Below are 12392 nucleotides of genomic sequence, written 5' to 3' on the forward strand. Positions count from 1 at the left end.
TTGTTAGCAGATTGAACCAATAACCAATGACTAATGGCCAATAAACCAATGACCAATAAACCAATGACTAATGACCAATAAACCAATAACCAATCTAACTAAACTCAAAAAAGCTGAAGGAAGAATTTCCGTATTTTCTCGTTTCGGTATAACCCGGCTGGCTGTTCAGTTTCATATTACTTTGGTGTTCTACAATTAATAAACCATTGGGCTTTAGCAACTGTTGGGATTCAACCATTACCGGAATCTGCGGAATATTAGGCATGTTGTAGGGCGGGTCGGCAAAGATCAGGTCGTAACTGCCGGTCATTTGTTTCAATAATTTAAAAACATCACCCTTACGTACATCAATCTGATCAAACTGGTATTGTTTAGCTGTATTTTTCACCCAGTTTACGCAGCCGTAATCCATATCAACTGCTAAAATACTTTCTGCGCCACGTGAAGCAAACTCTAAAGTTAAATTTCCGGTGCCGCAGAATAAATCCAATACAGCACAGGTTTCGAAATCGTATTTATTGTTCAGGATATTGAAGAGTGCTTCTTTGGCCATATCCGTTGTGGGGCGTACCGGTAAATTTGCAGGGGGCTGCAAACGGATTCCCTTTAATTTGCCACCAATTATCCGCATAAATCTAAAGCAAGAAGGCCGCTGAAATAGTGTTTAGGCATGTCTGCCAGTAACTCGCTATTTTGTTTACCAGCGGGAAGAAAGAAATAAAGTTGGTTAAAGTATTTTAATAAACAGGTATAGTGCTCATCATCTTCGTTAATGATACCTTGTAAGTAAACAGGGATAGTATCATTGAGGCCCAATTGTTCGATCATCAGCAATAGAAAATAATTAAATTCTTCAGCATTTTCTGATTCGTAGTGGTTTTGAAAAATGACCTTCTTATCTTTTAAATAGAGTACATTAAAAGATACTGCAGTAAAATCGACTAATAAAGATTCGTCTGCAAGGTGATCAAATAAAACCATTAATGGTTCAGATTGCGGATAAAGATCGGTTTGTTCCGGCAGATTTGCTTTTAAATCCTCGTCTAAACAAAAAACAGTGTTAAAACCCAGCTTTTCGTTGTGTTTGGTGTAAACTTTAGCGTCAGAGCCCAGGTATTGGGCGTAAACAGTCAAATTTTCGCGGTCAAACCATTCATCAGGGATAAAAATAAAGTTTGATGTATGGATAGCAGCCTTAACGGCTCCATAATTTAAAGAAAGATAATGGTCGGTTTCAAAGGCCGTTTTGAGGTCTTTTTCAACATCTTTGCATCCTTGTTTATCAAAAATGAGATTAATCTCTTTAGTATCCTGGTTAACCACGGCATAAGAAAAGCTATCATTTGTTATTTTCAATAATAAATGGCAGTTTACAGATGTGTCAGCTTTGAAATTTGGGTCAATCAATAAGAGACTATTGTTACGCATTGAAACAAAAATAGACTTTTTTGAGGATTAACGCTAAGATGTGGTGAATTTTTTGGTCTTGCTACCAAAGTCATTTGGTTTTTGCCAGAGAATGGGGAAAAGCACAGAATAGTTATTTGTACCACGCTAACCGATTTTCCGATGAACAGGTGGACGCTATTTTTTTACCAAAATCAAACTTTTAGGCTATTCAAAAATCGGAATATTCGGCTTAAATTCGGAACATGAGTTATAAGCCTACCTATAAAGCGGCAAACACCATTGCAGCAACAATAGAAGAACATTTTGTTAAACTGCATAAGAATGCAATTGCGCAAGGCGAAATAGATTTGGCTACTCAACCAGATCAAAAAAATATTGAAGCGATCATTGATGTGGCTTTTTGGAGCAGTTTACGTAAGGAGGAGGGGCATTCGCCCAGGATTTCGATTGCTTTTTTACCTCCTGAGCAAACCTCAAAACCATTGCGTTTTGCTAAAAAATTATCCTTAAATGCAAATAATTTAACCAAAATAGCCCCTGGAATTGAGCGTTCGGGGATACATCTGGGTGTGTGGGAGGAAGACGGTGAGCTTTATATCTGGGGTACAACCCTTAATATTCCTAACTTTTGTTTTGTAGTAGATGTTTCTGAGCCCGGCTTAATTGTGATCAAGCACCGCAGGATTTATGGTATTGGTAAATTTACTAATGTGGCGGTGTTAAAGGGCGAACAGATCCGAATCGTTGATGATAGGAGCTGTAACAATAGAGATTGTCCGCCTATTTTGCAAGCCTTACTGGATTTAACTGTATTGGCAAGCTGGAACGACCCGATTAATATTTTAATTCAGTTTTCGGTTTCTATGCGGGCGCACGGCAGGGGTGGAGCTTTGTTAATTGTGCCTAAGGGTGATGTAAAATGGGAAGAATCCATTATTCACCCTATCCAGTATCTGGTTGAACCTCCATTCTGTGGATTATCCAACCTGGCAAAGCAAAATGGTAACCAAAGCGAGATTTTCTCGCAAGGGGCTGTGCGCCGTGAGGTGGAACATTTAGCTGGTTTAACCGCGGTTGACGGCGCAACGATTATCAACGAAGAATTCGAACTGATTGCATTTGGGGCCAAAATAGGCCGTGCAAAGGGAAAACCTACTGTAGAACAGATTGCGTTTTCGGAGCCGATTTTTGGTGGAGAAGATACAATTCTTTATCCAGGGCAACTTGGCGGCACCCGCCATTTTTCCGTTGCCCAGTTTGTAAACGATCAGCCTCAGTCTATTGGTCTGGTAGCCTCGCAGGATGGCCATTTTACCATTTTCAGCTACAGCAAAAAACAAAATATGGTAATGGCTCATCGTATTGAAACGTTACTTTTGTAATAGCAGGAAGCATAGGGCATAGCGCGATTGCTATTATTTGGAAAGGTAGCTTACTGCTAATCGGATACTGTAGTCCGTCTTTCCGCTAAATTCCCGATCACACTTTTGCTAAAAAACAAATGACTATTTAGATCGGGAGATATCGCTTCAATACGGTTTAGTTAAATAGGGCTGTGCTGGAAACCTCAATTACTGTTTCATGTACACTAAGCAGTTAACCGATTAACCGTTTAAACAATTAACCATTAGAGATGATCTACGACAAAAGCCAGCTTATCGCTTCAGCATACGAACATCAGCCGACCAAGGAGCAAATGCTGTTTTGCCAACGGATGTCGGCATTTTTACAACAGGACGATGAGTACCGCTGTTTTGTACTGAAAGGTTATGCCGGTACGGGTAAAACCACCTCGGTAGCAGCTTTGGTAAAGGTGTTAAGGCAGTTTAACCTGCGAAGCGAACTGCTTGCCCCAACCGGAAGGGCGGCAAAAGTAATGAGTCAATATTCATTTCGTAAAGCTTTAACCATACATAAAAGGATTTATAGAAAACGCTCAGCAGCATCGCCAGAAATGCAGTTTCAGCTGGCGCCGAACCTCTCCGAAAATACGCTGTTTATTATCGATGAAGCCTCAATGATCGCTGATGAATTTAATGAGACTGGCTCTTCGATATTACGTGATCTGCTGGAGTTTGTGTACAATACCAAAAACTGTTTTCTGCTTTTTGTGGGTGATACCGCTCAATTGCCTCCGGTAGGAAGTTTAGACAGCCCGGCACTAAATGAACAATACTTAAAAGATAAATTCGCCTTAACGGTTTCATCGGTAGAGTTAAAGGAAGTGGTTCGACAGGGTAAGAAGTCGGGTATTCTGGCCAATGCCACCATGCTACGGAACCAGATTGCCAAAAATCCTGAACATCCGTTACCTAAATTCCTGACCAAAAACTACACCGATATTTACAACATGGCTGGTGCACGATTGGTAGAAGGCCTGGAGTATGCTTACCGGAAATTTGGTATGGAAAATACCCTGGTGGTTTGCCGTTCCAATAAATCAGCCAATGTGTATAACCAGCAGATCAGGGCAAGGTTATTATACCGTGAAGAAGAATTAACTGGCGGTGACCAGATTATGGTGGTGCGGAATAATTATTTCTGGCTGCCTGAAAACGAAGATACTGCCTTTATTGCCAATGGCGACATGGCCAGAGTGATTCGTGTAAGGGGAGAAGAAGAACGTTATGGTTTCCGTTTTGCTGATGCCACTTTAGAGTTTATGGATTTTCCGGCCGCAGGTCAGATTAGTTGTAAGGTGATGTTGGATACTTTGAATTTAGAAAGTGCAAATCTGCCTTACGAACAGAATAAAAAGCTTTTTGATGGCCTTAATGAAGATTACGAACATATTGCCAATAAGCGGCAGAGAATGTTGGCAATTAAAGCTGATCCCTTCTATAATGCACTACAGATCAAGTTTGCTTATGCGGTAACCTGCCATAAAGCACAGGGCGGCCAGTGGGATGCTGTTTTTGCCGATCAGGGTTACCTTACAGAAGAAATGATCGATGTTGATTTTTTACGTTGGTTGTATACCGCTGTAACCCGGGCAAAAAAAGAGTTATATTTAGTCAATTTTGCGCCACAGCTTTTCGCGAAAACGGCACAGGAGGATTATTTTTAACACCTGATTACACAGATTTAAGGATTGCACGGATTTACTTTCCTGTACCTGTAACATATTAACCGGTTGTATTATGAAATTTGCCTTTAGCCTTAAAAATAAGCTAAAAACTGCTTTTTTGCTTTTCTGTATTATGTGCTGCACCTTGATGATCCGCTTTTTGGAAGATAAAAGTGTAGAAAAAATCAATGACTCTTTCATTTCGATGTATAACGACAGGCTTATTCCGGCTACAGACTTATATTTCATTGCTGAAAATCTATATTATAAAAATGCCATCCTGCAGGAACTGTTGCTTGGAAACGATGCTGCAGAAGGTTCAACGCTTGCAAATATGAATAACCATAACCGGAAAATTGATTCAGTAATTAATAAATACGAGCTTACTTTTCTGGTAAAACAGGAAAAAAACTATTTAAATGAGTTCAAAAAGGCGTTGCTTGTTCAGCAGCGTATAGAAGCCAAAATGTTGAATATGGCCAGTGCAGAAGAAGGAAGGTCAATTTACGAATCGACAGGAAAAAAAGCAGTGAATCAAACGTTGGTCAAGCTATCGGCACTGATTAAAATACAGTCTAAGGTGGGTAATGAACTGATTAAAGGTTCAAGGATTTTTGTTTCGGGGACGAAGGTTTACTCTACATTACAGGTTATTTTGGCTATTGTGATCGGAATTATGATTGTCAACATCGTTTCGGCTTCCAACATGGTTAAGATTACAAACGATAAATTCAATCTGAATTAGATTCGTCTTTCGGTAGTTGTGACACCAACCGATAAAAAAAACTCTGCTGGTTCATGTCGCACCAACCAGCAGAAAATAAGGTTATTCAGCGTCTTCGTCTGAAAGCAATCTGATCGAGTCGTCGGAAAGCAGAATCAAACGTTCTTTGTACAAGGAGCCAATCGTTTTTTTGAATGCACTTTTACTGATCTGAAAACGGTGGTAAATATCTTCAGGTGAGCTTTTGTCGCCCAGTTCAATCACACCGCCACTTTTTTTAAGTTCTTTCAAAATCATCTCTTTCGAATCAAGGATATGGCCGTATCCGCTAGGTTGCAAGGTTAAATCAATTTTGCCTTCTACGCGGATTTTCTTGATCCAGCCTTTACGCATGTCGCCCGGTTGGATATTATCGAAAACTTCATTATTGTACAGTAAACCAATGTAAGTATTGTTGATGATGGCATTGTAACCAAGATCGGTTTCTTCGGTAATCAATAAACTCACTTCATCACCTTCTTCAAAATCAAAACCATCTTCTTCAACAAAATCATACAATTTAGATGAAGCCAAAAGTCGATCGTTATTTTCATCTAAATAAAGGTAAACCACATACTTGTAGCCTTTTTGCATAGGCCTTTTTTGTTCGCGTTTAGGTATATACACGTCTTTATCGATTCCCAAATCCATAAAAACCCCGTCATCGCCATCAGAAACTACCTTTAAAAAGGCAAAATCGCCAACTTCAGCATAGGCTTTTTGGGTAGTGGCAGTTAAGCGGCCATCTTTTTGTATAAATACAAAAACGTTAATGTTATCACCAATTTCTACTCCGTTCGGAACGTATTGGTAGGGGAGCACGACCAGTTTATCACCGTCTGTTAAGTTTAATCCGGCTTCTGTTTTACTTAAAATCCTTAACTCGTTGTATTTTCCTATTTCAATCATTTGTTTTGGGTTTAACCATTTTCTCCAATGGCTTTTATTGCAAAGGTAGTAATGTTTAGTGGTAAATGGGTTTTAAATCATAAGTAAACAACTTGGTTTGTTCGTTTATAAATATCTTTCTTCTTTAATATCTTTCTTACAAACGATGTCAATTAATTCGGCTAAATTTGGAAACTACAAATTAAGGTATCTTCATTGATATGAGAAAAACCAAAGAAGCCAAAAAACCAGGTATTTTCAGTTTACTTGGAAATTATAAAGGCTTAATTTTTATGCTGATCCTGTTTGCGTTGCTCAGTAACGGCATCAACTTACTTTTACCGAAGATTATTGCCAATGGTATTGATGCTTATACCCATAAAACTTTCAACCTGCAATCCATTCTGCTTCAGTTTTCGCTGGCCATAGCGTTTGTTTTTATTTTCACTTATTTACAGAGCATTGTGCAAACCTATGCTTCTGAACGGGTGGCCAGAGATTTGAGGACAAAGTTGTCTGATCAGATTTCGCGACAAAGCCATGCTTACATTATTCAGGCTAACCCCTCAAAACTGCTGACCAACCTTACAGCTGATGCTGATTCGATCAAAATGTTTGTTTCGCAGGCTATCGTTTCCATTTGTTCATCTATATTTTTAATTGTCGGGGCAAGTATTCTACTGCTTACAATCAATTGGAAACTGGCGCTCTGTGTAATTGCCATCGTACCAATTATCGGAGGGGCATTTTTCTATGTGTTGAGCAAAGTTAAGGTGCTTTTTAAAAAGAGCAGGGAAGTAATCGATTGGCTCAATAAAGTGATTAGCGAAAGCATTATGGGCTCCGCATTAATTCGCATCATCAATTCGCAGATGCTGGAATACAACAAGTTTTTGGATGCAAATGCAAAAGCGAGGGATTTGGGTATATCCATCCTCCGGATGTTTGCAGCTTTAATTCCTGTTATTGTTTTTACAGCCAATTTATCTGGTTTATGCATTTTGGTACTGGGTGGTCATTTCGTCATTACTGATTCGATGACATTGGGAGAGTTTGCTGCTTTTAACAGCTACCTTACGCTCATCGTATTTCCCATTTTGGTAATCGGTTTTATGAGTAATGTTATTGCACAGGCTACAGCATCTTACCAGAGGATTGAAAATGTGCTCAATGCTGCGGAAATTATCCATCCCGGAACGTTAAGCACTTCTTTAAAAGGCTATTTGGAGGCGAAAAATATCAGCTTAAGCTTTGGCCAAAAACCAGTTTTGAAATCAATTTCTTTTACTGCCCAGGCAGGCTCAAGAACGGCTATAATTGGTCCTACAGCCGCTGGGAAAACACAACTGCTTTATGTTTTGACAGGTTTGATCGATGCTGATGCCGGATCTGTATTATACAATGGGCAGGAGATTCAACAATACAAACAGGAAGATTTCCATAAACAGGTTGGTTTTGTATTTCAGGATAGCATTATGTTTAATATGAGCATCAGGGAGAATATTGCCTTTAGTGATACGGTTACAGACCAGTCGCTGGCTAAAGCCATTGCTACTGCAGAATTGAAAGATTTTGTAAATGCCTTGCCCGATCAGCTAAACACAATTGTGTCGGAGCGGGGAAATAGCCTTTCCGGCGGACAAAAACAACGGATTATGCTGGCCAGGGCCTTAGCAGTGAATCCGAAAATCCTGTTGCTGGATGATTTCACCGCCCGGGTTGATACCTCTACAGAGAAAAAGATCCTGGAGAATATCCAGCAAAATTATCCAGGTTTAACTTTAATTTCCATTACCCAAAAAATAGCATCTGTTGAATATTATGATAAAGTGATCTTGCTGATGCAAGGCGAAATTATTGCGGAAGGAACCCATCAGGAGTTGTTAAAAAGCAGTCCTGAATATGTTCAGATTTACAATTCACAACAGAGCACCAGTAATTATGAACTACAATCTTAACGAGCTTAATAGCGGGCGGGAAAAACAATCTACATATAAAGCGCTGAAAAGCCTGCTAAAACTCATTTCTACCGAGCATAAAAACCTTTGGCTGGCACTGATCGCCATTTTGGTGAACTCAGGATTATTGCTTTTGGGTCCGTTACTGGTAGGTCATACCATCGATACCTATATCCGTAACAAACAATTTCACGGTGTTCTGATTTTTGGCGGGATACTATTGGTGATGTATATGATTGCTATGGTTACAGGTTACACTCAAACAAGATTAATGGGCGGGGTGGGGCAGCGAATGTTATATACCTTAAGAAATGCCATTTTTAATAAATTACAGGAGTTACCGGTTTCTTTTTTTAACCAGAATAAGGTTGGAGACCTCATTTCGAGGGTAAATAACGATACTGACAAACTGAATCAGTTTTTTTCACAATCCTTAATGCAGTTTATCGGCAGTATCGTTACCATGATCGGCGCCGGCATTTTCCTCCTTTCCATTAACGTTGAATTGGGTGCCGCTACGCTTGCGCCCGCCGTAGTTATTGTGCTTTTTACGGTGGCTTTATCGCCCTGGGTAAAAGCTAAAAATGCTAAAAATTTAAAAAGCGTTGGCGGAATGAGTGCCGAGATACAGGAAAGTCTGAACAATTTTAAAGTTATTATTGCCTTTAACCGCAGGGATTATTTTAGGAAACGTTTTAACGAAGCCAATACCAAGAATTATAAAACAGCTATCAGTGCGGGTTTAGCCAACAATACTTTTGTCCCTGTTTACGGTCTGTTATCCAGCATTGCGCAATTAATTACTTTGCTATTTGGTATTCATTTAATTGCGAAGGGCCATTTTACCCTGGGTTTATTGGTGAGTTATATCTCTTATACCACAAATTTTTATAATCCGTTAAGGCAATTGGCTGCGCTTTGGACCAGTTTTCAGGTGGCGATGGCCAGCTGGGATAGAATTTCGCAGATTTTATCCTTGGAAAGCAATTTAAAACAACTGGCATTGAATGAGACAGCCACTTCAACTGCATTGATAGAATTCAAGAACGTTCACTTTTCTTATGATGACAGTAAAGAAATCTTGCATAATATCAATTTAAGGTTTGAGAAAGGAAAAACCTATGCCTTAATTGGGCCAACCGGCGGCGGAAAAACGACAACAGCTTCACTCATTTCCCGTTTATACGATCCTACCAAAGGAAGGGTTTTGTTAAATGGTAAAGATATCAGGTCGTTTTCTGCAGCAGAAAGAACACAAAAAATAGGTTTTATATTGCAGGAGCCGTTTTTGTTTACCGGAACGGTGAAAGAGAATATTTTATATGGCAACAGTCAGTATAAATCGGTTACAGATGCTGAACTGCAAAAAATAATTGAAGAAGCGAACCTGAATGCGCTATTAGCCATATTTGATGAAGGATTGAGTACACAGATTACTTCAGGATCAGACAGTATCAGTTTAGGACAGAAACAGTTGATTGCCTTTATGCGTGCGGTGCTTAGAAATCCTGAATTGTTGATTCTTGATGAAGCTACAGCCAACATTGATACCATAACCGAACAACTTTTGGGCAGTATTTTAAATAAACTTTCTAAAGAAACTACATTGGTGATTATTGCACACCGCCTGAATACCATTGAAAATGCCGATGAAATCTATTTTGTAAACGAAGGTGAAGTGCAAAAGGCCGGGACGCTGGATGATGCATTAAATATGTTACTCAAAGGGAAGCGGGTAAGTTGATATATTTACTGAAACAGACCTCGCAGGTTTTTAAAACCTGCGAGGTCTGATCAAACAATTAAAAAACACAAATGAAAAAATATTTTCTCTTTCTGGCCTGTTTGGCCCTAAGCTTGGCTTGCTTTGCACAAAGTGCTGAACAAAACCTGTTTGTTCAGGATAGTTTAAAATTGATTTCTTCACAGTTTAAGTTTACAGAAGGTGCATCGGTTGATAAACAGGGAAACGTTTTTTTTACAGACCAACCGAACGACAAAATCTGGAAATACGATATTCATGGTAAGCTGAGTCTGTATATGGATAAATCAGGAAGGGCAAACGGTACTTATTTTGATCAGAAGGGCAACTTGATTGTATGTGCCGACGAAAATAACGAGATCTGGTCTATTGATCAAAATAAGAACATAAAGGTACTCTTTAGTGAGTATGAAGGTAAAAAAGTAAATGGTCCGAATGATATCTGGCTGGATAAGAAAGGTGGGATATATTTTACCGATCCTTATTATCAGCGAGATTATTGGACGCGGAAATCGCCCGAAATTAAAGGCCAAAAGGTCTATTATATCCCCAAAGGAAAAAAAGAGGCAATTGTAGTTGCAGATGATGTAATTAAACCTAATGGAATTGTAGGTACTCCTGATGGTAAATTTTTGTATGTGGCCGATATGGAGGCAAATAAAACTTACCGTTACCGTATCGGTGACGATGCCAGATTAACAGATAAACAACTCATTCTTAACCAGCATTCTGACGGGATGACTTTGGACAATAAAGGAAATATTTACGTAACAGGAAAGGGAGTAAATATTTACAAACCTACAGGCGAAAAAATCGCCCATATAGATGTGCCTGAGGAATGGTGCGGTAACATTTGTTTTGGCGGGAAAAATAAAAATATACTTTTCATCACCGCTTCAAAATCGCTTTATACCATCCTGATGAATACAAGAGGGGTTGAGTAGTTTTTTTATTTTCAGTAAATTTTGAAAGTTTAATATTTTTATTTTATGTTTGGTATTATAAATATTAAATAATGAAAGCATCTGTAGACAAAGAATTTTTAGGTTTTCTGGTTCCCAATATTTTAATTATTAGCATTATCGGGATAAACAGATTTGTACTCCAGCCTCAAAGTGGGGGTATTTTAGTTTTTTCTGAATTCATTATCCTTCCTATATTAATGGGGATATTAGCCGCATGGTATTGGCGTGATTTGAAATTCAGCAGTAAAAAGCTGATCTGGTATTCTATATTGAACGGCTTTTTTGCTATTGTACTGAGTTTTTTCTTTCTTGGTGAAGGAACCATCTGCCTGCTTATTGTGTCACCGCTCATTTTTGCTTTTGTTACCACGGGTACTTTTATTGGAAAGGTTATGTTTAAGAAGAACAAACAAACATTAAACATAAGCTTTGTTTCATTGCTTTTTGCCGTTTTTGTTGTCGATTCGATATCAGATCATCATTATGAAAATATGGTTTCTGATGAGGTGATTATTAAGGCAAAGCCTGAAAAAATCTGGAAACATGTGGTTGCTTTTAATAAAATCAATAAACCAAACAACTACTGGCTTTTTAAAGTAGGGATGCCAAGTCCTATGCAAACAACAGTTTCCGGATACAAAAATGGTGCGGGCCGAAAATGTATTTTTAGCAATGGCTATACTTTCGACGAAAAGATAGTAACCTACGAAGAAAATAAAAACCTAACTTTTGATATTGTCAACCAACCTAAAGATCCTGAAATAATGGGGCATATTGATATTGAACGCGGGCAGTTTTTATTATATAATAATGGTGATGGAACCACAACTTTGATTGGAAATAGCTGGTATAAACTGCACGTTTTTCCAACCTGGTATTACGATTTATGGGCCGAGAGCATTACCAGAAATGTACATTTAAGGGTAATGGAACATATTAAAACCCTTAGCGAAGAATAATGTTCCGGTTTATCGTTTATCGGCTCAATTTCCTCAAAGGCATACCACTGTTTGCACTGATTTATGATAGCTGTTTAAAAATTGCAATGTTGCTGGTTGCGCCCGAAAGACTAGCCTGGTTTGACGAAATTGAAAACGAGGTACTAAGTTGGGACGGAACAAACGTGAGCTTGCATAAATTTGGAGGAATGCAGTTTAATTACGGACAAAAAGAGATCGGTCATTTACACAGTAATGGGCTGCTGGATATTTTATTCACCAGGCAGGTTAAGCAAGAGTTACTCGCTTCAGGAAAGGCAGAAGTGCATCATGTTTTTAAAAAATCTGGCTGGATCAGTTTTTATATTTTAACTGAAAAAGATCTAATAAACGCAAAGTATTTATTGAATGAGGCTTATCGAAGCAGGGTTTAGCTACCTTTAATAAACTCAAAATATAATGACATTTTTTTTCTGTTCAGTTTATTCAGACGCCAAAAATATAAATTACAATAATTAGCTTTGAAATTCCTACTTATAGGGATAGACGACTATGAAAAAGCCCTCTCAGGATTGAAGGGCTTTTTTATTTACTCCAATCCTGGAAAAATATGATCTTATAATGCTGCATTTTATTTTATA

11 protein-coding genes are annotated in these 12392 nt (G+C 38.5%); 8 read left to right on the top strand and 3 right to left on the bottom strand.

The genetic code is table 11. The features are described 5' to 3' along the window. Positions 1-94: 94 nt before the first annotated feature. Both rsmD and ACFE6N_RS09550 read right to left on the bottom strand, forming a co-directional pair. Positions 95-631 carry a 16S rRNA (guanine(966)-N(2))-methyltransferase RsmD gene (gene rsmD / locus ACFE6N_RS09545; RefSeq protein ID WP_378935884.1) on the bottom strand — a complete coding sequence of 179 codons (537 nt, stop codon included), beginning with the start codon at positions 629-631 and terminating at the stop codon, positions 95-97. Continuing rightward, positions 622-1428, bottom strand: a complete 807-nt coding sequence (locus ACFE6N_RS09550) for a DUF3822 family protein (RefSeq protein WP_378935886.1) — start codon at positions 1426-1428, stop codon at positions 622-624. The genes rsmD and ACFE6N_RS09550 overlap by 10 nt, the downstream gene beginning before the upstream one ends. A 224-nt stretch (positions 1429-1652) precedes the next feature. On the opposite strand from ACFE6N_RS09550, the gene ACFE6N_RS09555 reads away from it, so the two are divergent. From ACFE6N_RS09555 to ACFE6N_RS09565, 3 genes are all read left to right on the top strand, one after another. Beyond that, on the top strand, positions 1653-2792 hold the full coding sequence (locus ACFE6N_RS09555; RefSeq protein WP_378935888.1) for a putative sensor domain DACNV-containing protein: 1140 nt from the start codon (positions 1653-1655) through the stop codon (positions 2790-2792). Positions 2793-3043: 251 nt separating this feature from the next. Next, positions 3044-4477, top strand: coding sequence for an ATP-dependent RecD-like DNA helicase (locus ACFE6N_RS09560; protein ID WP_378935890.1), 1434 nt, complete (start codon positions 3044-3046; stop codon positions 4475-4477). A 73-nt stretch (positions 4478-4550) separates the two neighbouring features. Further along, positions 4551-5222 (top strand): MCP four helix bundle domain-containing protein, encoded by a 672-nt coding sequence (locus ACFE6N_RS09565; RefSeq protein ID WP_378935892.1) that lies wholly within the window; start codon positions 4551-4553, stop codon positions 5220-5222. A gap of 81 nt (positions 5223-5303) precedes the next feature. On the opposite strand, the gene ACFE6N_RS09570 is transcribed toward ACFE6N_RS09565, so the two are convergent. Then, positions 5304-6149 (bottom strand): S1 RNA-binding domain-containing protein, encoded by an 846-nt coding sequence (locus ACFE6N_RS09570; protein ID WP_378935894.1) that lies wholly within the window; start codon positions 6147-6149, stop codon positions 5304-5306. A gap of 200 nt (positions 6150-6349) precedes the next feature. Here ACFE6N_RS09570 and ACFE6N_RS09575 point away from each other — a divergent pair, with 200 nt between their 5' ends. The 5 genes from ACFE6N_RS09575 (at position 6350) to ACFE6N_RS09595 (ending at position 12185) form a co-directional block, all read left to right on the top strand. Further along, positions 6350-8086, top strand: coding sequence for an ABC transporter ATP-binding protein (locus ACFE6N_RS09575; protein ID WP_378935896.1), 1737 nt, complete (start codon positions 6350-6352; stop codon positions 8084-8086). Further along, positions 8070-9830, top strand: coding sequence for an ABC transporter ATP-binding protein (locus tag ACFE6N_RS09580; RefSeq protein WP_378935898.1), 1761 nt, complete (start codon positions 8070-8072; stop codon positions 9828-9830). The genes ACFE6N_RS09575 and ACFE6N_RS09580 overlap by 17 nt, the downstream gene beginning before the upstream one ends. Before the next feature lie 71 nt (positions 9831-9901). Next, positions 9902-10792, top strand: coding sequence for an SMP-30/gluconolactonase/LRE family protein (locus ACFE6N_RS09585; RefSeq protein WP_378935900.1), 891 nt, complete (start codon positions 9902-9904; stop codon positions 10790-10792). A gap of 71 nt (positions 10793-10863) precedes the next feature. Then, positions 10864-11772 carry a hypothetical protein gene (locus ACFE6N_RS09590; protein ID WP_378935902.1) on the top strand — a complete coding sequence of 303 codons (909 nt, stop codon included), beginning with the start codon at positions 10864-10866 and terminating at the stop codon, positions 11770-11772. Then, complete coding sequence (locus ACFE6N_RS09595) at positions 11772-12185, top strand: luciferase family protein (RefSeq protein WP_090982265.1); 414 nt, start codon at positions 11772-11774, stop codon at positions 12183-12185. Before ACFE6N_RS09590 ends, ACFE6N_RS09595 begins: the two co-directional genes overlap by 1 nt. The last annotated feature ends 207 nt before the right edge of the window (positions 12186-12392 follow it).

Origin of the sequence: Pedobacter sp. BG31 (assembly GCF_042464845.1) — a bacterium.
Taxonomy (GTDB): Bacteria; Bacteroidota; Bacteroidia; order Sphingobacteriales; family Sphingobacteriaceae; genus Pedobacter; species Pedobacter suwonensis.